The organism is Peribacillus sp. JNUCC 23 (assembly GCF_053653995.1).
The window spans coordinates 3,865,172-3,887,215 of record NZ_CM132202.1 but is presented as its reverse complement, the minus strand read 5'-3'; the positions used below and the strand labels follow the sequence as shown (position 1 = coordinate 3,887,215).

The 22,044-nt window shown below is 38.2% G+C and carries 20 protein-coding genes and 1 other annotated feature; of the genes, 15 read left to right on the top strand and 5 right to left on the bottom strand.

The window, feature by feature from the left end:
* Nucleotide 1: 1 nt before the first annotated feature.
* From JNUCC23_RS18570 to JNUCC23_RS18560, 3 genes are read left to right on the top strand one after another with little or no spacing between them, the layout of a single operon-like run.
* Entirely contained in the window at nucleotides 2–781 is a 780-nt protein-coding gene (locus JNUCC23_RS18570; RefSeq protein WP_403068051.1) for an ABC transporter ATP-binding protein, read from the top strand.
* A 34-nt stretch (nucleotides 782–815) separates the two neighbouring features.
* Entirely contained in the window at nucleotides 816–1,325 is a 510-nt protein-coding gene (locus tag JNUCC23_RS18565; RefSeq protein WP_403068054.1) for a pyridoxamine 5'-phosphate oxidase family protein, read from the top strand.
* Between the two features lie 31 nt (nucleotides 1,326–1,356).
* Nucleotides 1,357–1,779, top strand: coding sequence for a DinB family protein (locus tag JNUCC23_RS18560; RefSeq protein WP_454212931.1), 423 nt, complete (start codon nucleotides 1,357–1,359; stop codon nucleotides 1,777–1,779).
* Between the two features lie 392 nt (nucleotides 1,780–2,171).
* Here JNUCC23_RS18560 and JNUCC23_RS18555 read toward each other — a convergent pair whose 3' ends face one another.
* The gene (locus tag JNUCC23_RS18555) at nucleotides 2,172–2,240 is read right to left on the bottom strand and encodes a hypothetical protein (protein ID WP_403071921.1); all 69 of its coding nucleotides are present in this window, start codon (nucleotides 2,238–2,240) and stop codon (nucleotides 2,172–2,174) included.
* Between the two features lie 366 nt (nucleotides 2,241–2,606).
* Complete coding sequence (locus tag JNUCC23_RS18550; RefSeq protein ID WP_454212929.1) at nucleotides 2,607–3,761, bottom strand: GNAT family N-acetyltransferase; 1,155 nt, start codon at nucleotides 3,759–3,761, stop codon at nucleotides 2,607–2,609.
* A gap of 507 nt (nucleotides 3,762–4,268) precedes the next feature.
* On the opposite strand from JNUCC23_RS18550, the gene JNUCC23_RS18545 reads away from it, so the two are divergent.
* The 3 genes from JNUCC23_RS18545 to JNUCC23_RS18535 all read left to right on the top strand — a co-directional run bounded on the left by JNUCC23_RS18545 (nucleotide 4,269) and on the right by JNUCC23_RS18535 (nucleotide 7,243).
* Nucleotides 4,269–5,954 (top strand): methyl-accepting chemotaxis protein, encoded by a 1,686-nt coding sequence (locus JNUCC23_RS18545; RefSeq protein ID WP_454212927.1) that lies wholly within the window; start codon nucleotides 4,269–4,271, stop codon nucleotides 5,952–5,954.
* Between the two features lie 102 nt (nucleotides 5,955–6,056).
* Nucleotides 6,057–6,794 (top strand): MerR family transcriptional regulator, encoded by a 738-nt coding sequence (locus JNUCC23_RS18540; RefSeq protein WP_454216144.1) that lies wholly within the window; start codon nucleotides 6,057–6,059, stop codon nucleotides 6,792–6,794.
* 185 nt (nucleotides 6,795–6,979) lie between these two features.
* Complete coding sequence (locus JNUCC23_RS18535) at nucleotides 6,980–7,243, top strand: DUF2524 family protein (protein ID WP_454212925.1); 264 nt, start codon at nucleotides 6,980–6,982, stop codon at nucleotides 7,241–7,243.
* A gap of 91 nt (nucleotides 7,244–7,334) precedes the next feature.
* Here the strand turns inward: JNUCC23_RS18535 and JNUCC23_RS18530 are convergent, their stop codons facing one another.
* Nucleotides 7,335–7,889 (bottom strand): shikimate kinase, encoded by a 555-nt coding sequence (locus JNUCC23_RS18530; protein ID WP_454212923.1) that lies wholly within the window; start codon nucleotides 7,887–7,889, stop codon nucleotides 7,335–7,337.
* A 300-nt stretch (nucleotides 7,890–8,189) separates the two neighbouring features.
* On the opposite strand from JNUCC23_RS18530, the gene JNUCC23_RS18525 reads away from it, so the two are divergent.
* Entirely contained in the window at nucleotides 8,190–9,389 is a 1,200-nt protein-coding gene (locus JNUCC23_RS18525; RefSeq protein WP_454212921.1) for an MDR family MFS transporter, read from the top strand.
* A gap of 113 nt (nucleotides 9,390–9,502) precedes the next feature.
* Nucleotides 9,503–9,731: a binding site (T-box leader), on the top strand.
* Between the two features lie 87 nt (nucleotides 9,732–9,818).
* The gene (gene leuS / locus JNUCC23_RS18520; protein WP_403068075.1) at nucleotides 9,819–12,233 is read left to right on the top strand and encodes a leucine--tRNA ligase; all 2,415 of its coding nucleotides are present in this window, start codon (nucleotides 9,819–9,821) and stop codon (nucleotides 12,231–12,233) included.
* 416 nt (nucleotides 12,234–12,649) lie between these two features.
* Here the strand turns inward: leuS and JNUCC23_RS18515 are convergent, their stop codons facing one another.
* Nucleotides 12,650–13,066, bottom strand: a complete 417-nt coding sequence (locus tag JNUCC23_RS18515; protein WP_454212919.1) for a GyrI-like domain-containing protein — start codon at nucleotides 13,064–13,066, stop codon at nucleotides 12,650–12,652.
* 414 nt (nucleotides 13,067–13,480) lie between these two features.
* Here JNUCC23_RS18515 and JNUCC23_RS18510 point away from each other — a divergent pair, with 414 nt between their 5' ends.
* From JNUCC23_RS18510 to JNUCC23_RS18495, 4 genes are all read left to right on the top strand, one after another.
* Nucleotides 13,481–14,170 (top strand): response regulator transcription factor, encoded by a 690-nt coding sequence (locus JNUCC23_RS18510; protein ID WP_403068081.1) that lies wholly within the window; start codon nucleotides 13,481–13,483, stop codon nucleotides 14,168–14,170.
* A 3-nt stretch (nucleotides 14,171–14,173) separates the two neighbouring features.
* A complete protein-coding gene (locus JNUCC23_RS18505) occupies nucleotides 14,174–15,523 on the top strand; it encodes a sensor histidine kinase (RefSeq protein ID WP_454212917.1) in 1,350 nt (449 codons plus the stop codon).
* A 77-nt stretch (nucleotides 15,524–15,600) separates the two neighbouring features.
* The gene (locus JNUCC23_RS18500; protein WP_454212915.1) at nucleotides 15,601–16,239 is read left to right on the top strand and encodes a PepSY domain-containing protein; all 639 of its coding nucleotides are present in this window, start codon (nucleotides 15,601–15,603) and stop codon (nucleotides 16,237–16,239) included.
* 469 nt (nucleotides 16,240–16,708) lie between these two features.
* Nucleotides 16,709–17,482 (top strand): PepSY domain-containing protein, encoded by a 774-nt coding sequence (locus JNUCC23_RS18495; protein ID WP_454212913.1) that lies wholly within the window; start codon nucleotides 16,709–16,711, stop codon nucleotides 17,480–17,482.
* Nucleotides 17,483–17,781: 299 nt separating this feature from the next.
* Here JNUCC23_RS18495 and JNUCC23_RS18490 read toward each other — a convergent pair whose 3' ends face one another.
* Nucleotides 17,782–18,726, bottom strand: coding sequence for an urea transporter (locus tag JNUCC23_RS18490; protein WP_454212911.1), 945 nt, complete (start codon nucleotides 18,724–18,726; stop codon nucleotides 17,782–17,784).
* Nucleotides 18,727–19,621: 895 nt separating this feature from the next.
* Between JNUCC23_RS18490 and JNUCC23_RS18485 the strand changes: the two genes are divergently transcribed.
* The 3 genes from JNUCC23_RS18485 to ureC all read left to right on the top strand — a co-directional run bounded on the left by JNUCC23_RS18485 (nucleotide 19,622) and on the right by ureC (nucleotide 22,042).
* On the top strand, nucleotides 19,622–19,924 hold the full coding sequence (locus tag JNUCC23_RS18485; RefSeq protein ID WP_028392544.1) for an urease subunit gamma: 303 nt from the start codon (nucleotides 19,622–19,624) through the stop codon (nucleotides 19,922–19,924).
* Between the two features lie 85 nt (nucleotides 19,925–20,009).
* Nucleotides 20,010–20,330 (top strand): urease subunit beta, encoded by a 321-nt coding sequence (gene ureB, locus JNUCC23_RS18480; protein ID WP_062175856.1) that lies wholly within the window; start codon nucleotides 20,010–20,012, stop codon nucleotides 20,328–20,330.
* Nucleotides 20,330–22,042 (top strand): urease subunit alpha, encoded by a 1,713-nt coding sequence (gene ureC, locus JNUCC23_RS18475; protein ID WP_454212909.1) that lies wholly within the window; start codon nucleotides 20,330–20,332, stop codon nucleotides 22,040–22,042. Before ureB ends, ureC begins: the two co-directional genes overlap by 1 nt.
* The last annotated feature ends 2 nt before the right edge of the window (nucleotides 22,043–22,044 follow it).

Below are 22,044 nucleotides of genomic sequence, written 5' to 3'. Positions count from 1 at the left end.
TATGTTTCGTGTGAATTCTGTGTCAATTCGGTATGAACAAAAGAATGTAGTCAGTGGCTTCTCTTTTCATGTAAATAAAGGTGAGGTAGTGTCGATTATTGGCCCAAATGGTTCAGGAAAGTCAACCCTGCTAAAAGCGATAGCACGTAATATTCCTTATCATGAGGGATCAGTAGAATTCGATGGTGTCGATTTAAAATCAATGAATTCAAAACAAGTTGCTCGTAAAATGTGCATGTTAAGTCAGAAAAACGAAGCTCCAAGCGACATGACTGTGATCGATCTTGTTTCCTATGGGCGCTATCCACATAAGAAATGGTTTGAGAAATTAAACAACGAGGACATGGAAATTGTTCATTGGGCGCTTGAGAAAACACATCTATCTATGTATAAAGACCGAACAGTAGCATCTCTATCAGGTGGAGAATCTCAGAGGGCATGGATTGCTATGGCACTTGCACAGAGACCAAAAGTATTATTGCTCGATGAACCTACAACCTACTTGGATATTTCTCATCAACATGAAGTACTCGAGCTTGTCCGAGAGCTGAACCGTGATATGGGAATGACGATTGTAATGGTATTACACGATCTCAATCAAGCCTCTTTTTATAGCGATAGAATTGTTGTCGTTAAAGCCGGCGAGAAGGTAATGTCTGGCACGTCAAATGAAGTGATGACCCAGGACATGATTCGGCAAGTGTATCGAATGGATGCTGAAATTCAACTTATCCCTGCAGAGAAAAAACCTCGTATACATTTGCTAAGCACTGTTCGATAGTCAAAATATAACAAAATTTTTGGAGGGATCAGTAATGGGAAAAACGGTTGACTTAGAAAAAAATAAGGAAAAGTATTTGCAATTTGTTGAGAGTCGCAAAAATTTGATTTTGAGTTTGATAGATGATGAAGGAAAGCCATTTAGCAGTTATGCACCATTCGTTAAGAAAGACGGAAAATTATACATATATATTAGCAGGATTGCAGAGCACTACGATCTAATGGAAAAGAATGAATTTGTCGATGCGTTATTAATTGCAGATGAGTCTTCAACACCTAATAAATTTGCGACAGAGCGTGTGCGTTGGACTTGTACATCGAACAATCTTGGCAATGAAGGAAATGAGGACATTTTTGAGCTGTTTAATACGAATCATGGTGAGAAAATGCTGAATTTATTACGTGGTTTAGATTTCTCGATTTTCGAATTGACTCCATTGCAAGGACGTTACGTAGTTGGCTTTGGAATGGCATTCAACTTAGATATTGATGCAAACGTTTTTACGCATGTAGTTGTCGACAAGAAGAAGGATGCTGAAGAGTAAAATTAAAGCAAAGCAAAGGAGGAAAGCTAACATGACCTATACCACAGTACTACCAATTTGGAATGCAACTCGAGGACGTTTTCAGGAAACTGTTGAGGGATTGCCTGAACAAGATCTTAAACTACAACTAGGTAAATCAACTATTGCTTCACTCATTCATCATACGGCAGAAGTAGAGTACATGTTTGCAGAATGGTTTTTTTGTAAAAGTAAGTCAGAAGAGATAGCTAAGCCTTGCTTCACAAATCTTGCAGAGCTAGTTGACCTGCTATCAGCTTCAAATGAATATCTCTTAGAAGCAATGATAGAGTTACCAGATGAAGACTGGCATAAAAGTATGGAATCTCCAATTGGAGCATCAACACCTCTAGAGGCCGTTGGAAGACTAATGTACCATACAGGTATTCATGCAGGACAAATCTCACTTATTCAGAAAAATGGGCAAGCAAAATAGAATAATAAATATTGAACCAGGTGCCGAAGCAATACAAGTTCGTATTGTTTGGGCACCTGGTTCAATTTCATATTGTGTTTAATATTAAAAGTTCAATCCAGACGGCTTTTTTGTTGATTGACAATAAAGATGTTTTGATATAAATAAACTTGTTACATTTACAACAAAGTCGTTTAAAAATGACAATAAAGTTGTTTGAAACTGTATTGAAAATACCAGTTAATAAGGAATATTAGATAAAAACTGTGCAATAAAAAGAGTGAACTATAATCAAATTCACTCTTGGAAAATCATTTATCTTTTTATTGGACGTTCTAAAGTTAATATTTCATCTTCCAGTGAAGAAAATTATTGGTGTTCAACTACATGTTTAACGTCTAAACACAGCGGTATTATAAAAAATAAGGAACAAGTGATTCCTTAACAAAATCTAATATTCTTTCTGCAGCAAATTCAGTTATTTCCTCATCTCTTTCCTGTGAAAAGAAATATTAAATGTCAGCAACCATACACGTGAAACGCATAAAATTATAGGCTATATTTTTATGAAGTATTATGGTGGAAGAAAAGTATAGGCCTTTTAATTAAGGTTAGTAGAAATTAATTTTATTGCATAGTACGAACATGAACGAAATTAAACCACTTTTACTAGAGTAAGACAGCAATAAATGAGTGTTTGATAAAGTTTCGCTTTATGTAATGGGATCGAGTCAAGATTAAAAAAGGTTTCTAAGTAAGCTGTCGGCATATCATATAGAAGCAAGGCGTTCGTAAAGTATCCATCTACTTTGTGAACGCCTCTTTGCGTTAATCACCTACTGAAACGTTTAGAAGAAGTCAGAGAAAAATGGAGGTCGATTCGGAATAAGCGCTTCAAGCTGTTCAATACACGTTTCACTGCCTGCAATTAACCCCGCTAAAACGAGTTCACGAGGGCGTTGATAGCCGAATAAGACAGTTGTTAACGCATTAATGGATAAACGAATCCCAGCATCCGTATCATGGGCGTTCAGGATTTGCCCTGCATGTAGCTGAACCGACTTTTGATTATTTAACAATAAATCGTCCTCGATATGCAAAACAACGCCTTGCTCAATACGATTCCACTGGAAATCATATTGGGCTAAAAAGGAATCTACATCAACAATTCGAGCCATGAAATAAGGGGTCAGCTCGGCTTTGATTCGCGGTTCTTTTAGCATGAAATGCAGCGGATCTCGTTCGAAAATTGTCATTTCAACTTGCTCGACCATAGAATCATGCTGGCAAATAAAGTTCCAAAGACTTATTCTGGCATTGCTAGTAAGTGCGATAAATTCCGTTACAGTCATTTTCCTATTATGGACACTATACATGAAATACCCGCTAGCATTATTGTTATCATCATAATAAACCGCAATGAACTGATCTCCATATACATTCTTTTGCCACCATGATGTTTCCCTAACAAGCATGCCGTTAAATTGTTTGGCGTATTGTTCGTAAACACTTTCTAGTACAGCAGAATGATCCTCTTTCTTTAGTCGCTTTATCGTACCGCTAGGGTGATGTTTCATAATAAGGTCAGATTTATTCAATATGTATTTCATCCGGTTAGTGAATAGCTCCCAGCCGAATTTTCGATAAAAGGGAACGGAAAAAGGGTGAAGGAAGGAAACACTCATGCCTTGGTCCTTGATTTGAAATAAAGCCTCTTTTAACAGTTCCTTTACGAAACCTTTGCGACGATATTCTGGATAAGTAGCCACGCCGGCGATCCCACCCATTTTCAGTTGCTTCTTCCCTAGATAAATAGAAAAGGGCAGAAGATGCAATTTTGCAGCAAGCTGATCATTTTCGTTAATCCCATAAATTTGATGATGCTGTTTCATCGTTTCGATTCGGTCTTCTATTTGATCCTCCGCTAATTGAAATTGAAAAGCATACTCTGAAAGCTTCATTGCTTCTTTCAATTGGTTTTCGTGGACTTTGAAAACTGTCACATTTAAAACCCCCTTCATATTATTTTCTATACCTTCAGAATAACATGAACAGTTTAAGTCTAAAAATAAAATCCTTTAACTTATTAAAATAATGAATTAAATAAACGATATAAGTAAAGGAGTTGATTTTTTCAGTCCTTTTTGTATGAAGGACATGGGGACTTAGGCTTCACGACTTACTAAAATAGTCAATCTACTTATCAGTTATACGTAGTTTATCCCGGTTTAACAGGCTGTAATACCCCCATCTCAATTTTTGCGAGAGAATCAAGAAGTAAATAGGTGGGGGATAAACAGCCTGTAAATCCTCGATTGGTTCAACTAACCCCCCCACTGAGGGAAATTTCACTTTATCGGAAAGCATCCAAAATTCTGGTTCCGCACCGCCACTATTGTGATTAGGCGAGTGTAGCATGCTAAATGATATATTCTTCATAGTAACTGGTGGCGTTTTAACGTCATTCAGTTTTTTTACAGCTGATGAGATACTCAAAAAGGAGAACAAATATGAAAATCAAAAGTAAATTAATTCTTATTCTATTAATACTTGTATCATCTATTCTAACAGTCGGGGGAATCTCTAGTTCGATTACGAATCGAACAATAGAGAAAAATGAAGAAATTAGAAATAAAATGGAGATGCAAAAGACGATCATACATATCCAATATCGGATAACAGGTATGTCAAATGATGAACGGGCATTTCTGTTATCGGGAGAGAATGATTATTACGAAGGTATGAAGGTGAAAGCAGAAGATATCGAGAAGAAAATAAAAAAGTTAACGGGTTTGGATACTGATCAAAAGTATCAGCAATCAATCGAGAATTTAACAAAAAATTTCACTCAATACTGGACACTGAATCAGAAAGTCATCCAGTCTTATGCGCATCATGTACAAGCAGCAAAAGAAACCCATTTTGGTGAAGAAAGAACGCTAAGGAAAAACATATTAGACCCATCGATTAATCAATATGTCGATCAATTAGAAACAGAAGTTGCTTATTTAACCGAAGAATATGATAGCACTTCACAAATTGGCAAAAGGGTTATTTTAGTGATTACAGTCCTTTCATCCGTCGCTGGGTCTACACTTGGAATTATCCTATTAGTTTCGATTATAAAACCATTAACGATCTTAAATGAACAGATGCGAGACATTGCTCAAGGTGAAGCAGATTTAACAAAGGCAATCATAATTAAAAATAAAGATGAGTTTGGTGAGTTTGCCGCAACATTTAATCAATTTATTGCATCACTTCGCGAAATCATTCAACAAATTGGCAGGTCTTCTAAGCAAGTGGCCGCTTCATCTCATGAGTTCACTGCCAATGCAGAAGAATCCAAAGCTACATCAGAAATCGTTTCGACTGCGATGCAGGAAATCTCAGATAGTAGCAATCATCAATCGAGTATGACTGAAAAAGGTTTGGGCTCCGTTAAATCAGCCCTTTTAGGAATTGAAACGATTAGTTCGAATACGAATGCGGTAGCAGAAGCATCATTAGTCATGAAAAAACAAGCAGAAAATGGTTCTCAGTCGATACAACAGGTAGGAGAACAAATGGAAAATATTCATGTATCTGTTGATTTAGCAGACGAAGGCGTTCACTCACTTGCAAATCGTGCCTTGGAAATTAACAATTTCACCTCGATCATTAATGACATTGCCAATCAAACGAACTTGCTTGCGTTAAATGCTGCTATTGAAGCTGCAAGGGCAGGTGAGTCTGGTAAAGGATTTGCAGTGGTCGCACAGGAGGTACGAAAACTAGCTGAACAATCCAATGACTCAGCGAATCAAATTAACGAGGTTGTTCAAAGTATTCAGCAGGAAACTAGCGAAACGGTTACTAATATCAAGATCGTCAAAGAAAATGTTTTATCGGGCTTGGAATTATCCACTGAAGCTGAAAGCCAATTTAAAGAGATCATTGACTTCATTGATCAAGTGTCTTCGCAAATTCAAGAAATTGCATCGGCTTCACAACAGTTAAGTTCTGGCTTTGGGATTGTTTCACGTTCAATCGAAGAAATTTCTAATACAACAAAGGAATCCGCAGGACATACAGATGAAATTGCACAAGCGACAGAAGAACAGTTAGCGGCGATGGAGGAAATCTTAGTTGCTGCATTATCTTTATCCTCTTTATCCGAAGAACTCCAGGAGCTGACCTCGAGATTTAAAGTATAATCTCACGGTTCATCTAGTTTGTTAACCATTCTGTTTAAAATCTGTTGACTCTAACGTTACGTAATACCTTATAGTCAAGATCAGAGGGAGGGAAAACAAATGATGAAAGTAAAAGAGGTAGCTGATTTAGTTGGAATTAGTGTGCGCACACTACATCATTATGATGAAATTGGGTTATTATCCCCGGATGCGATAACAGAATCGGGGTATCGATTGTATTCCAATGATAATCTAGAAACACTGCAGCAAATTTTGTTTTTCAAAGAGCTCGACTTCCCTTTAAAGAAAATTAAAGAAATTATCAAAAGTCCCACGTTTAATCGAGAAGAGGCACTTTTCATGCATCGAAAACTGTTGCTCGAGAAGAGAAGTCGGCTGGATGTGATGATCAGGACGATTGATAAAACTATTTCTTATACAAAAGGAGAAATTCAAATGTCTAATCAAGAAAAATTCGAAGGCTTTGATTTTAGTCAAAATCCGTATGAACAAGAAGCGCGTGAACGTTGGGGCGATGAAGCCATTGATCAATCCAAGGCGAAAGTAGGGAAAATGTCAAAAGATGAACAAGCAGCGATGGGGGAAAAAATGAACGAAATCTATCGCAATCTGGCTGCACTTAGACATGAATCACCAGCATCACCAGAGTCACAAGCAGCCATTAAAAAGTGGTATGATATTCTAAACAAGATGGGTAACTACTCGCTTGAAGCTTTCAAAGGACTTGGTCAGATGTATGTTGATGATGAGCGATTCACAAAAAATATCGACCAATTTGGCGAAGGCTTAGCCGCATTCATGCGTGATGCCATGGCTGTTTATGCAGATACGAATCAATAATAAAATGAAGGACTCTTCGATATGGAGAGTCCTTTTAATCTGCTCCTTAAAGAAATTATTTGATATTCCTTATCCATTTATTCATTGTGTAAATTCCTTTTCTTACCGATGATAATCATTGGTGAGAAGGTCCAAAATATAAAGGATGGTGAAAGTCATCAAATTGGTTGTGTAGGGGGAAAAAAATGGCGACGAGACAATCGGTAGAAAATTGCCTACAGCAATGTGAGGAGGTTCTTCGCATTGCTTCTGACGAGTACACACAAGGTGCAAAGCAAGAGCATTATAATAATGAGTCGTATATAGAAGCTCAAGGTTTACTACAGACTGCTGCTAATGAGATTGAAACTCTTGTTGCTAGTGGCAATCTTCAGCAAAGAGAGCAATTGAAACTCATGAGAAACCAAATTCAACAAATGCAGCACAATATGATTGTGTTGAATCGCTAAAATATGAGACAATGTTGACCCTAAACTAAAGAGGGAGCGGCTCAAAAGCAAAGGGGCAAACCCTATGAGACACTCCCTCTTTAGTCAGCTTTTAGCGTGGTTCATGAAGATCCCAAGCTAATTTTAATGATTCGACAATATAATCGGCAACTTCGCATGCCTCGAGATTATCCGTTTCTACCTTCGAATTATGAAGCGAATAAATCGGTTTTCTAGAATTGAAAAGCTCTTCAATTTCTTCAATGGAACGCCCTTGCAATACCGGCCGGCTATCAATAATCAGGCTGATTCTTTCCTTCCACGATTCCCAAGAGAGGTCTAGATAAATAACAATGCAATGTTCTAAACAAACTTTTCGTATCTCTTCTTGTAAAAAAGCCCCTCCACCTACAGAGATGATTTTCAGCCTTTGTTTACTGAATGCGCTAATTACACTTTTCTCCTTTTCACGAAATGCCTTTTCGCCAATATTTTTAAAAATTTCAGAAGTTGCCATATTGTATTCTTTTTCAATTTCTTGATCGATATCAACAAAATCTCGATACAATTTCTTGGCAACCATTTCACCAATCGTTGTTTTACCCACACCCATAAATCCAATCAACACAATGCTTTTTTCCCTAAGTCTACTATTGTTATCATTCATTCCGCTGGCCTCATTTCAACTATTCCTTTTTTCAGTTCATTGTTCGACAAAAACTACATGTCACTATTGTAAAGGATTTGTTTAATGGATAACACTGTATTTTTGGAATGTTGAATAATTTTAATGTGTTGTTAGGAGATAGGTGAGTGCCCGTACATTGAAGAACGAAGGAGCAAACTTAGCCGAATTAACAGCCAATTTTGTAAATATTCTCCCACCTAAAAAAGTATTGCTCCTCCCGAAGAAAACCTCTAAACTAGGATAGTTGTTGAAATATATATAGAAATCAGGTGCATAATGATGCCGCGTGCTTTATGGGTTTTAATTATTGGAATGACCCTGAATGTGACTGCTTCTTCGTTTTTATGGCCTTTAAATACAATCTATCTTCATGACCATTTAGGAAAAACGCTATCGATGGCAGGGCTTGTGTTGCTTGCCAATGCCCTTGCAAGTGTTGTCGGCAATCTTTGTGGTGGTGGCTTGTTTGATAAACTTGGCGGATACCGGACTGCAATGGCTGGCGTGATTATAACGTTATTATCTTCAGTTGGGATGGCTTGGAATCATGAATTTCTGCCATATGTGATCTTTTTAACGATTTCAGGATTTGGGACAGGTATCGTGTTCCCGGCTATTTTTGCAATGGCTGGTACTGTTTGGAAGGAAGGCGGCAGAAAATCGTATAATGCGGTCTACGTTGCCCAAAACTTTGGTGTTGCAGTAGGCTCAGCTCTTGGCGGTGTGATTGCGTCTTATTCGTTTGAATATGTGTTTCTTGCCAATACAGTGATGTACGTCTTATTTTTCTTTGTTGCTTTGGTTGGATTTAGAGGGATTCAAGGGGATGCAGCGGCACAAGCGTCCATCCTTCAGGAAAAACAATCGACTGCACCTTCTAATAAAATGCTATATCCGCTGCTTGTTTTATGTATTGGCTATTTCTTGTGTTGGATTGGCTATGTTCAATGGCAGTCAACAATCGCTGCATATACACAGGAAATAGGGATTTCACTTAAGCAGTACAGCTTGCTATGGACAGTCAATGGTGCGTTTATCGTTCTGGCTCAACCACTATTGGCACTTGTTATTAAATGGTTTGCGAAAACTTTGAAAATCCAGCTAATTGTCGGCATGATCATTTTCATTCTCTCGTTTGCAGTGGCCGCGACGTCAAGTAGCTTTGCTGGATTCATGACGGCTATGGTGATCTTAACGATTGGTGAAATGTTCGTTTGGCCCGCGGTTCCAGCTGTGGCAGGAGAGATTGCGACAAAAGGGAAAGTGGGTCTTTATCAAGGGATCGTCAATAGTACGGCTACAGGTGGCCGAATGATTGGACCGCTGCTAGGAGGATTCCTAGTTGATACAAGAGGAATGGATATGATGTTCGCTGTATTAACAATCTTTGTTGTATTAGGCATCGGAACTGTCTTCATTTTCGATAAAATGCAAAAGCGTGTAAACGAAGGTAAAAGCATAGTCTATCCGGTAAAATAAGGAACTCTTTCCCAACATCATGCATATATAAAGAAAAACATGATCAGAATAGGAAAGAGCCCTTGCTTTTCCTGTGAAAATTCACTAGAATGACTATATAATTAAATATTCTAATATAGACAGTGATAAGGAGTAGTACCGATTAGAACCTGTGTAGAGAGTTGACGGATGGTGCAAGTCAACCAGGAATGATCGCGAACTCGCCTTTTGAGTTTCAGGCATGAAGGATTAGTAATGCCTGACGTTCATCCACGTTACGGATTTGGAGCGGGGCGATGGTTAAAGTCGCCAATTTGGGTGGTACCGCGGGTTGATTATATACATAATCCTCTCGTCCCTTTTTATAGGGATGAGGGGTTTTTTTATGGACTTTTATTATGGAAATAAAGACCGATAACGGTTTTTATTAAAAATGAGGAGGAAACTAAGATGAGTTTTAAACATAGGTCGATTGAGAAGAAATGGCAACAGTTTTGGGAAGGAAATAAAACGTTTAAAACGGGTGAAGAATCCGGCAAACGGAAATTTTACTCGCTTGATATGTTCCCGTACCCATCTGGGGCAGGACTTCACGTTGGTCACCCAGAAGGCTATACAGCGAGCGATATTTTGGCACGGATGAAACGAATGCAAGGTTATAATGTGCTTCATCCAATCGGTTGGGATGCTTTTGGACTTCCGGCAGAGCAGTATGCACTTGACACAGGAAATGACCCAGCGGAATTCACGCAGCATAACATCAACACATTCCGTCGCCAAATTAAAGCATTAGGTTTTTCTTATGATTGGGATCGTGAAATTGATACAACAGATCCAGACTATTATAAATGGACACAATGGATTTTCACGAAGCTTTTTGAAAAAGGATTAGCATACATTGATGAAGTAGCGGTAAACTGGTGTCCGGCACTTGGCACGGTATTGGCGAACGAAGAAGTCATTGACGGTTTAAGTGAACGTGGAGGACATCCGGTTGAACGCCGTCCGATGAGACAATGGGTGTTAAAAATCACTGCTTATGCTGACCGTTTACTTGATGATCTTGAAACAGTCGATTGGCCAGAAAATATTAAAGATATGCAACGTAACTGGATCGGCCGTTCTGAAGGTGCTGAAGTGACATTCAATATTGAAGGTCATGATGATACGTTTACAGTCTTCACGACTCGTCCGGATACACTTTTCGGTGCAACCTATGCGGTGTTATCACCGGAGCATCCGTTTATTGACAAAATTACAACGCCTGAGCAAAAAGCTGCAGTTGAACAATATATCTCAGAAGTGAAAAATAAAACCGACCTTGAACGTACTGAGTTAGCAAAAGACAAAACAGGTGCCTTTACAGGTGCTTATGCAATTAACCCAGTTAATGGTGAAAAAATGCCAATCTGGATTGCTGATTATGTACTGATGAGCTATGGAACAGGTGCTATTATGGCAGTACCGGCTCATGATGAGCGTGACTACGAATTCGCAGTTAAATTTGACTTGCCAATTAAAGAAGTCGTAGCGGGTGGGAACGTGACGAAAGAACCATACACAGGCGATGGTCCGCATGTGAATTCTGAATTCCTAAACGGCTTGAATAAAGAAGACGGTATTTCCACGATGATTAAGTGGTTGGAGGATAAAGAAATCGGTACGAAGAAAGTAACATTCCGTCTTCGTGACTGGTTATTTAGCCGTCAACGTTACTGGGGAGAACCGATTCCGATCATTCATTGGGAAGATGGTACAACAGAAGCAGTTAAAGAATCTGAGCTTCCGGTTCTGTTACCGAAAACGACAGACATTAAGCCATCCGGTACAGGTGAATCACCACTTGCAAACATCCATGATTGGGTGAATGTAACCGACGGAAATGGCAGAAAAGGGCGTCGTGAGACAAACACAATGCCACAATGGGCAGGTAGCAGCTGGTACTTCCTACGTTATATCGATCCGAACAATACAGAAGCGATTGCTGATCCGGAAAAGTTAAAAGAATGGATGCCAGTCGATATGTATATAGGTGGAGCTGAGCATGCGGTCCTTCATTTATTGTACGCCCGCTTCTGGCATAAATTCTTGTACGACATTGGCGTTGTTCCAACATCTGAACCATTCCAAAACCTTTTCAACCAAGGAATGATTCTTGGAGAAAATAATGAAAAAATGAGTAAATCAAAAGGGAACGTAGTAAACCCAGATGATATCGTCGATAGCCATGGTGCTGATACTCTACGTCTATATGAAATGTTTATGGGACCTTTGGAATCATCGATTGCTTGGTCTGAAAATGGACTTGATGGCGCCCGTCGTTTCCTTGACCGTGTTTGGCGTTTACTTGTTAATGATGACGACACAATCACTAACAAAATTGTCGATACAGATGACAGCGGCAAGCTTGAGAAAGTGTATCATCAAACGGTGAAGAAAGTTACAGAAAACTACGAGACTTTGAAATTCAACACAGCTATTTCACAATTAATGGTCTTCATCAATGAGGCATACAAAGCGGACACACTTCCGAGACCGTATATTGAAGGTTTCGTGAAAATGTTATCACCGGTTGCCCCACATATTGCTGAAGAACTTTGGGAAAGACTCGGGGCTACAGAAACAGTCACATACGAAACATGGCCTGCTTATGACGAAGCAAAAATGATCGACAATGAAGTCGAAATTGTGATCCAAATTAACGGCAAAGTGAAAGCAAAACTAATGGTACCAACAGACACAACGAAAGAAAAGTTAGAAGAAATCGCTATGGGCGACGGCGCAATTAAAGAACAAATTGATGGAAAAACCGTACGTAAAGTCATTGCGGTACCGGGTAAACTTGTTAATATCGTTGCGAATTAAGTAAAAACTGACTCACTTTCAGACTGTATTTAGTCTGGGTGGGTCGTTTTTTTGTTTTTATATGATTAAATCATCGGTGATGGTTTTTCTTAAGGGGGCATAAAAACATCCATGAGCACCTGCTCTAAAACTAAAACAATGAAAAAAGTTCAGGTTCTCACATTGTATCACCTTATGAAGGTGGCGGTGGGAAGCTGATTTTGCGAAGCCTCGCCCCTTTTCCACAGAAAAAAGCATCCCGTAATAGACGTGAATGGAATGCTTTTTAAATGAATGTTTTAAGCGCTTCTTCGTAAAGTGATAACCTTGAATTTAAAGTGTGAAGGGAATCATCTGGTAGCTAGTGAAGATTGAAGATATAAATAAGATGAGATTTTTATCTTATAGGGCGTATCGGTTTCATAAAATTGACAAGACTATTCAATCGGCATCCAAACCTCAATCACATCTTCTGTTGCTCCTACTGGATAAATATACTTCTCAAAGTTTGGTGAAAATCTAAATTGGATATCTGATCTCTCATGCAAAGCTTGGAATGTGGGTTTGATTCCTGGAATGCCGCCCTCCACTGTAGCAACGATATAGCGTCCCGCCTCTATTTTCACCTTTTTCCTATTGGAATCTTCTGCTAAATCTTGAATGCCTGCAAGATAGTGTAGTTTCCCTTCACGATCAAAATCGATGCAGACACCGTAAAACGTATCAACTGGAATGTTATCTGTTTTTAAGGTTGCATTTAACTTGTCCCATATTTGCGGGATTTCAGCGGTAGTACCTACGTGTTTATAGCCTATTACCCAAAAACTTTCAATCGTTTCAATCCTCGTTTTCATCACAATCTCCTCCTTATTCCTTATGCAACTTTCCAATCTCTATGGTATACTTCCCATTTTAGCATAACAAAAAGCTGAGGCCATGGGGACTTGGTCTTCGCTACTTATTAATAAAATCAGTCTACTTAAACAGGTATACTGATAAAGCATCTAAAATTCTAGCTCCGCACCGCCACCATTGTGATTAAGCGAGTGTAGCGTGCTACAGGGTGGATCCTTCATAGTAAATGGTGGCGTTTTAACGCCATATTCGTTTTGTAGGAAATGTCCATCAGGTAAGTTTTGGAAGTTCATTTAACTTGTCATACGACAAATAATAAATCAGGATTCATTATGAAATACTAAAAATCAAAGGTGATAAAATGTATGGTTTTCCTTTTCATCTTACGAACCTTTGAGAGCAGGAGGATACCAATGAGTAAAGGGAAAATATTGATCGTCGAAGATGAAAGCAAAATTGCCCGTCTCATTCAATTAGAACTCGAGTATGAAGGATATGAAACAGGAACTGCGTATACAGGATTAGATGGGTTCAACATGTTTCAACAAGGACAATGGGATCTTCTTTTATTAGATGTAATGTTACCTGAATTAAATGGACTTGAAGTGTTAAGGCGCATTCGAGCAACCGATGACCAAACGCCCATTATTATCTTAACGGCACGTGATGCACTGCCTGATAAAGTAAGCGGATTAGATTTAGGCGCCAACGATTACATTACAAAGCCGTTTGAAATTGAAGAATTACTTGCACGTATTCGCGTCTGGCTGCGTCTTCCATCGGCATCACCAGAAGACATGACTCCTACATCTCTTAAAATTGGCGATTTAACGATTGACCCAAAAACACGTGAAGTACGACGAGAGAATCAATCGATTGAGCTAACGCCAAAAGAATATGATTTACTTATCTATTTAATGGAAAATAAAAATCAAGTCTTAACGTTTGACCAATTGTTAACGAATGTATGGGGATTTGATTATTTCGGTGATTCCAATGTTGTCTATGTATACATTCGATATTTACGAAAAAAGATTGACACACCATTTCCAACTCCTTATATTCACACAGTTCGTGGTGTTGGATATATGTTAAAGGAATAATATATGAAGCTGCAAACTAAAATCATTCTCACATCAACCCTTTTAATATTTATTCTTTTGGTCGTTGCTAATAGCTCGGTTTATTTTATTTTTAAAAAAACGATGACTGATAACGCCATTGAACGGCTTCAAGTGGAAAGTAAAAATATTGTAGAAGGATTAAAACCAGCAAGTAATCCAGCGAGTAATCCAGCCACTTTATTACGAGCGTATTTACCTCCTAATGGAATGGTTCGTATACTTCCGCCAAAAGGTAAACCGTTGCTTATCGTTATTAGAGACCAAACTGAACTTAATGTTCTGCCCTATTCATACAAGTCATCTGAACAAACAACCGTAGAAAACATTGAAAATCATTTATACGCCATTTCACACTCACCGATTATTTGGACAAATGGTGATGTCGTGACGCTTGAAGTGACGGAACCATTAGAAGATGTTGAGGATTCTTTACAAATTTTAAAATTCATTTTAGTTGTCGCTTCCCTTGTTATTTTAATTCCAACTATCTTGGGCGGTCGTGTATTAAGTCAAGTCATCTTACGGCCGATTAAATCCCTTATTCAGACAATGGAAGAGATTCAGGCATCACGGACTTTCAAAAAAATCAGACGTGATACAAAATCAAATGACGAACTAGATAAAATGGCGAATACATTTAACAATATGATGGATTTATTGGAGGAAAATTATAAAAAACAGGAGCAATTCGTATCAGATGCTTCCCATGAATTAAAAACGCCACTTACCGTTGTAGAAAGTTACGCAAATATGTTAAAGCGTTGGGGAATGAAGCGCCCTGATATTTTGGAAGAAGCAATCGAAGCCATTCATTCCGAGGCCATTCGAATGAAGCAGCTAACGGAACAAATGTTACTCCTTGCTAAAGGCGATGAACAATGGGAGATGCATATAGAGGAAGTGGATGTAAGTTTAGTCTGTAGGGATACAGCAAAGCATCTACAGTTTGCCTTTAAGAGAACGATTTCGATTGATGTACAAACAAATAATCCGATCATTCGTGCAGATGAAAAAAAGATCAAACAGTTACTCTATATTTTAGTAGATAATGCAATTAAATATAGCGAAAAATCCATTGACATTACGATTACTCGCCTTGCTTCTTCCTTATTCATCGCTATTAGGGATTATGGTATTGGGATTCCGAAAGAAGATCTAGCACATGTATATGAACGATTTTTCCGAGTAGATAAAGCAAGGACGAGAGAAACAGGTGGAACAGGATTGGGATTGCCTATTGCAACAAGAATTGTCGCTGCTCATAACGGGAAGATTCATATGGATAGTGAAGAAGGAAAAGGTACAACAGTCACAATTGAATTACCACTTTAAATTTTTTAAGGGGATTCTCAGACTTCTCTAAGAATGCTATGTTACACTATGTTTCAATAACATTTGGAGGTGAAAGAATGAAGAAGAGCGCATTGATAATATCCTTCATTCTAATCATTGGTTTAGGTGGCTGGTACGGTGTTAAAGAAGCATTTACTACTCCGAGTTCTATCCTTCCAGAAGAGAATGTCAGTCAGATGATCCAACAGAAATATGGAGGAACCATTGAGAATATTAGTGTTTTTCAAGAAAAGGATAAGCTCAATTATTCCATTAAATTGCTAAAAGATCAGATTTCATATCAGGTAGTTGTCAATGGACAGACAGGTGAAGTACTTGCAATGGTAAAACAATCGACTTCACAAAAGCCTGCGGAGCAAATTCCTACAGAGCAAACGCCGGTAGCGCAAAACCCTGCAACACCAAAAATAAATCAGCAGGCACCGATCGCTAAATCAAATAAAAACAATCAAACAAGTCCTTTTTCAAGCGATGCTGTTCAAATTACAATAGATCAAGCGATAGAGATTGCTTTAAACAAATTTCATGGAACGATTCATGAAGTCGAATTAGAGGAAGAAGATGGCCAGCTTGTTTACGAAGTTGAAATCAAGCAATCGGAGAACAAGAAAGTAGAAGTTATAATTAATCCTTACTCTGGGAAAATTGAGTCCATTTCAGTTGATACGAACAATGACAAGGACAAGGATGATTAAACGTGTAGCGTTCTGCTACACGTTTTTTTGCGGGAGAAAAAAATACTCTTTTTAGTTAAACTCTTCTGTTTTAAGGGAATTTTAAACTTGTTCTTTAACAGAAGATAAAATGGTTTCTAAATATAAATCAAGCAAGTCGGTGATCGACAAAACTTCATTGATTTTAGATAAAGATGTTTATCAGCAGCAGTTTGGCAACTATTAGCCATTTAATAATAAAAACTATGAATGCCGTTTTTCTGTGGAAAAGGGGCGGGGCTTCGCAAAATCAGCTCCGCACCGCCACCTTCATCAGGTGATACAGTTCTTAGATCCTGAACCTTTTTCATCGTAGGGTTTGGACCAGACGCTCATGGTTGTTTTTTATAAAATTTTTTTCTTTTCTAAGGGAATTCTAAGATTCTCTTTCATAATCTTTAAACTTGAGACGTTATGATATAACTAACAAACAAGCAGGAGGTTTTAAACGATGAAATTAGCAACAACGATATTAACTGGAGTTTTAGTTGTAGGTGGATTAGTAGGAGGAGCTTATGCAATGGCAGCAAACCAACCGTCAACTGAAAATATGAATAGAGTATCGAAAACAATTAGTATAGATAATGCAAAAGAGATAGCTTTAGGCGTATCTAAAGGAGGTCAAGTAACGCAGATTCATTTAGATCCAGATAACGGAAGAAAAGAATACGAAGTAGAGATTATCAATCAAGATACAGAATATGACGTGGATATTGATGCATTGACAGGAAAAGTATTAAAAGTCGAACAAGATGTTCGGGATAAAGCTGATATTGATGACGAAGATATAAGAACACTTCAAAATGTATCGGCAACAATTTCAGAAGAAAGTGCAAGGAAAACAGCGTTACAAAGCGTGAAAGGGACTGTAACTAAAACAGAATTGGATAACGATCACAATCGCTTAGTCTACGAATTTGAACTTATGACAGACGGCAACAATGAAGCAGAGGTTAAAGTAGATGCAACTACTGGAAAAGTAATAAAAGTTGAAATTGATGAAGATATAAGCGCACTTCAAAACGTATCTCCAACAATTTCAGTAGAAGATGCAAAAAAAACAGCGTTACAAAAAGTGAAAGGGACTGTAACTAAAACAGAATTGGATGGCGATGACCATCGCATAGTTTACGAATTTGAAATAATTACAGACAATAGCCGTAAAGCAGAAGTTAAAGTAGATGCAACTAGTGGACAAATTTTAAAAGTTGAATTTGATGATTAAGTGATCAATGTGTATCCTAAACAAAATCATATAGGGAATTATTAAAGAGAGGAAATATTGAGGAGCTTCATATGCTGGGGACAAAATGCATGAATGACATTTGTTTTCTCGAACTATACTAGGAGATATTTGTGGGAGACATCACCTTCTTAAAAGAAATAAGAGGGAGATACCAATAGAATAGATAAGAATTTATCCTCAAAAAAAAGGGTGTCTCAAAGTGGAAAGGCAGACCCTTTTGAGACACCCTCTTTTTAGAGGAAATGAATTAGTTATTTTAGTAACAGGATTCTTCTTTATTACAATTTAGGGAGAACTTTCTTTGCCCCTAAGAACATCCAAGTAGTGAGAACGAAAGGCATTGTCAGTGCTGGAAGTCCATAAGGTAATAGCCAAGTCGTTACACTTGCTGTAATAGGTACGGTTAAACAAGCTGCGCATATACCTGATATGGATGCAACATGTTTACCTTCATGTTTAAATACAATCGCTACGGCTAAACTAGTTAAAATGGCATTATAGCCATAAAGACCCATGAAAATTAAGGAATGTTCTCCACCTAGCCAATATGATGTGAGCAAAGCAACGGCATTACCTAAAATGGCAAAGAGACCAAATTTCCAACCAGCCCAAAATACGGCAATAAATAATAGGGCACCACAATAGGGATTATCCAGGAAAAACACTTGTCCAATTCCAGTAAAAGTCCCTTCCAACCAATTTACCTTTCCTGCTATATTTAGTTCCCAGTGTGCTAAATCTTGAGGCACTAATGCGGTACTTAATTGGATCGCCTCAAAACGATAAGAAACAAGGAGTGTAAACCAAGTCACTATTATAAAAGGGAACGTAAGAATTGGAATCCCTGTATTTCTCATAAAATGCATCATGGCAGCTGTTAAAATCGCCGCTACAGCAGCACCAATTAAAACGATAATCCATTGATTGGCTCCTGTTAAAAACAATGTTAGTGCAAGCCCCGTTAGTACAGAATTATATCCAAATAAACCTTGATTCACACTATCCTCATTGGCTCCTCCCAATTTGCCAATCAGGGTACCAATAATGGCGGATATTAGAGCAATCAATCCCAAATAATACGAATAAAGTGTAAGGGATAGTAGAATGATTAATCCAGTAATAACATTCTCAATCAAGATAACTTGAGAAATTCCTTTCAATGATGCCGAAATTAACGAAAGAAACGTTCCCTCTGTTAATGTAGCATTGTTGTTCTTTTGCATAATACTCACCTCTCGCTGGAATTTTTGATCGTTTTAAATCCACTTGAATCTTTTTCATAAACTTTAAGAAAAACCATTATCCTCTGACACATAACATGTTTCTGTCATGTATCAATATCGATTCAAAGAGAGGGCTAATGTAAAAAAGTACGAACTTACATAAAAACGATTGATAAATCTCATTTTTTAAAAAGATTTTCTGAGATTTTATCATTATATCAGAAAAATAATCTAGCGATCTTCCATTTGAAAAGTTTTCGAGTTAAAAAATCTTCCATTTTTCTTCAATACCTTCTTTTTTCTTCAATACCTCCTAACCAAAGTCCATGATTTTTTCATATGAATAATCAATAAAAGAGCAAGCGTCTAAGAATGACTAAGTTCCTTACTTGTCTAGTATTTATCCCGCATTAACGGGCAGTCAAGACCCCACCTCAAGGCTTAGAGGAATCGTAGGTGGGGGACAACTGCCGTAAAACCCTTTCACTTTATTTGCCCGTTCTTCCCTCTCAGTCTAATGAGTGGTTGCTAGTGTGAGAAATTAAAAATGCATAAAAAAAATATATGAAACTTGATATATATATAAATTATGATATATGATTGCATCAAGGGAATCAAACATTTATCGACAACAAACGACAAAATAATCAGATAATTTCCGAATGTTTTACTTTTTTTAACAAAAAATGTATGGTATTTGGTTTTTTATTACATTTGAAAATATAGTAAAAAAGATGGAAAATCTAAGGGTTTCAACAACGAGAACACAGAATTATCGGACAACATTATTAAGAATGTTCGATTCCCTTTTTTTGCATCAGAACAAAAGTGGTTCTTTATTAAGGGGAGCTTTGCCCTCGGATGAGTCACTACATAATATCAAGGAGGTTTTACTATGAAATTATTACCACGTGAGATAGACAAGCTCATGATTGTGGTGGCTGGTGATCTTGCTAAGAAACGAAAAGATAGAGGATTAAAATTAAATCATCCAGAATCAGTAGCTCTTATCACGTACGAAGTGTTAGAGGGAGCAAGAGATGGAAAAACGGTGGCTGAATTGATGGAATATGGAGCAACGATTTTGTCACGCGAAGATGTGATGGAAGGTATCCCTGAGATGATTCACGATATTCAAGTAGAAGCGACTTTTCCAGATGGAACAAAATTAGTAACGGTTCATAATCCTATTAGATAAAGTGAAGCCTCCATCCGTGAGGTTTTTTCATCGCCGACTGATGATCAGTTTAACTAGGATAGAATGCGACAGGAGGAATCATAGAATGATACCAGGACAATACATTTTAAAAGAAGAAGACATTATGATCAATGAAGGTAAAACATTAAATACACTTTCAGTCATCAACACAGGCGATCGTCCAGTCCAAATTGGATCTCACTTTCATTTTTATGAAGTAAATGAGGCGCTTCAATTCAATCGAGAAGAAGCATTCGGAAAACGTTTGAATATTCCTGCAGGTGCAGCGGTTCGTTTTGAACCAGGCGATGAAAAAGAAGTAGAATTGCTTAGTTTTGCTGGGGAACAACGTGTGTATGGATTTAATAATAAAGTGGATGGATCTGTTCGAGGAGGGCGTAAGTAATGAGTTACAAAATGTCTAGAAAGCAATATTCACAAATGTATGGTCCGACTACAGGGGACTCAATTCGTTTAGCAGATACAGATATCTTGATTCAAATTGAGAAAGATTATACAACGTATGGAGAAGAAGTCGTGTTTGGCGGCGGAAAAGTAATTCGTGATGGAATGGGACAACATCCTCTTGCAACGAGAGCAGATGGTGTGCCAGATCTAGTGATTACAAATGCAGTAATCCTGGATTATACAGGGATTGTTAAAGCAGACATTGCCATCCGTGACGGGAAAATCGCTGGAATCGGGAAAGCAGGAAATCCTTTAGTGCAAGATAATGTGGATATCGTTATTGGTGCTTCCACAGAAATCATCGCTGGAGAAGGATTGATTGTTACAGCTGGTGCGATCGATACCCATGTTCACTTTATTAATCCAACGCAAATCGAAACGGCATTATCTTCTGGTACGACGACATTAATTGGCGGCGGAACAGGTCCAGCCGCTGGATCAAAAGCGACAACTGTTACTCCTGGAGAATGGAATATGCATCGTATGCTTCTTGCAGCGGAAGGAATGCCAATCAACGTTGGGTTCACAGGTAAGGGACAAGCGGCATCCGAAGAGCCTCTTATCGAGCAAGTTCGCGCTGGCGCAATCGGCTTAAAAGTTCATGAAGACTGGGGTGCAACAGCTTCAGCCCTTGATTATGCATTACGCGTAGCTGATAAATATGACGTTCAAGTAGCGGTCCATGCAGATACACTGAATGAAGGTGGATTCATGGAAACCACAATGGCTGCCATTAAAGATCGAGTGATTCATATGTACCATACGGAAGGTGCAGGTGGCGGACATGCTCCTGACTTAATCAAATCAGCAGGCTATGAGAATGTTCTTCCATCTTCTACGAATCCTACTTTACCTTATACGGTTAATACGGTCGACGAGCATTTAGATATGTTAATGGTTTGCCATCATTTAAATCCATCAATTCCTGAAGATCTTGCATTTGCTGATTCACGGATTAGAAAAGAAACGATTGCAGCAGAAGATATTCTTCATGACATGGGGATCATTAGTATGGTCAGCTCAGATGCACAAGCGATGGGACGAATTGGCGAGGTTGTTTTACGTACTTGGCAAGTAGCAGACAAAATGAAAAAACAACGCGGAATCTTGGAAGGCGACAGTGAGTTTTCTGATAACAACCGTGCAAAACGTTATGTGGCTAAATATACGATCAATCCTGCCATTACACACGGAATCTCTGAATATGTTGGTTCAATTGAAGTCGGAAAAATTGCCGATCTAGTTCTTTGGTCCCCAGCATTTTTCGGTGTGAAGCCTGAAATGATCCTGAAAAATGGCTTTGCTGTAGAGAGCTTAATGGGAGATGCAAATGCATCCATTCCAACACCGGAACCGGTGATTTACCGTCCGATGTATGCACAGGTTGGAAAAGCATTAGCGAAAAGCTCGATCACATTCATTTCTCAAGCAGCATTTGATGATAAAGTGCATGAGAAACTTGGCTTGGAAAAAATGATTCTTCCAGTTCATGGTATCCGAAATTTAACGAAAAAAGATATGAAACATAATTCTGAAACGCCTACTATCACTGTTGATCCACAAACATATGAGGTAACCGTAAACGGTGAACTTATTACTTGTGAACCAGTTGAAACTGTACCGATGGGGCAACGATATTTCCTATTCTGAGG

Excerpts from the sequence above, each read along its gene's own strand:
- JNUCC23_RS18570 (WP_403068051.1), top strand. The coding sequence starts at position 2 with ATGTTTCGTGTGAATTCTGTGTCAATTCGGTATGAACAAAAGAATGTA.
- JNUCC23_RS18565 (WP_403068054.1), top strand. The coding sequence starts at position 816 with ATGGGAAAAACGGTTGACTTAGAAAAAAATAAGGAAAAGTATTTGCAA.
- JNUCC23_RS18560 (WP_454212931.1), top strand. The coding sequence starts at position 1,357 with ATGACCTATACCACAGTACTACCAATTTGGAATGCAACTCGAGGACGT.
- JNUCC23_RS18545 (WP_454212927.1), top strand. The coding sequence starts at position 4,269 with ATGAAAATCAAAAGTAAATTAATTCTTATTCTATTAATACTTGTATCA.
- JNUCC23_RS18540 (WP_454216144.1), top strand. The coding sequence starts at position 6,057 with ATGAAAGTAAAAGAGGTAGCTGATTTAGTTGGAATTAGTGTGCGCACA.
- JNUCC23_RS18535 (WP_454212925.1), top strand. The coding sequence starts at position 6,980 with ATGGCGACGAGACAATCGGTAGAAAATTGCCTACAGCAATGTGAGGAG.
- JNUCC23_RS18530 (WP_454212923.1), bottom strand. The coding sequence starts at position 7,889 with ATGAATGATAACAATAGTAGACTTAGGGAAAAAAGCATTGTGTTGATT.
- JNUCC23_RS18525 (WP_454212921.1), top strand. The coding sequence starts at position 8,190 with ATGCCGCGTGCTTTATGGGTTTTAATTATTGGAATGACCCTGAATGTG.
- leuS (WP_403068075.1), top strand. The coding sequence starts at position 9,819 with ATGAGTTTTAAACATAGGTCGATTGAGAAGAAATGGCAACAGTTTTGG.
- JNUCC23_RS18515 (WP_454212919.1), bottom strand. The coding sequence starts at position 13,066 with ATGAAAACGAGGATTGAAACGATTGAAAGTTTTTGGGTAATAGGCTAT.
- JNUCC23_RS18510 (WP_403068081.1), top strand. The coding sequence starts at position 13,481 with ATGAGTAAAGGGAAAATATTGATCGTCGAAGATGAAAGCAAAATTGCC.
- JNUCC23_RS18505 (WP_454212917.1), top strand. The coding sequence starts at position 14,174 with ATGAAGCTGCAAACTAAAATCATTCTCACATCAACCCTTTTAATATTT.
- JNUCC23_RS18500 (WP_454212915.1), top strand. The coding sequence starts at position 15,601 with ATGAAGAAGAGCGCATTGATAATATCCTTCATTCTAATCATTGGTTTA.
- JNUCC23_RS18495 (WP_454212913.1), top strand. The coding sequence starts at position 16,709 with ATGAAATTAGCAACAACGATATTAACTGGAGTTTTAGTTGTAGGTGGA.
- JNUCC23_RS18490 (WP_454212911.1), bottom strand. The coding sequence starts at position 18,726 with ATGCAAAAGAACAACAATGCTACATTAACAGAGGGAACGTTTCTTTCG.
- JNUCC23_RS18485 (WP_028392544.1), top strand. The coding sequence starts at position 19,622 with ATGAAATTATTACCACGTGAGATAGACAAGCTCATGATTGTGGTGGCT.
- ureB (WP_062175856.1), top strand. The coding sequence starts at position 20,010 with ATGATACCAGGACAATACATTTTAAAAGAAGAAGACATTATGATCAAT.
- ureC (WP_454212909.1), top strand. The coding sequence starts at position 20,330 with ATGAGTTACAAAATGTCTAGAAAGCAATATTCACAAATGTATGGTCCG.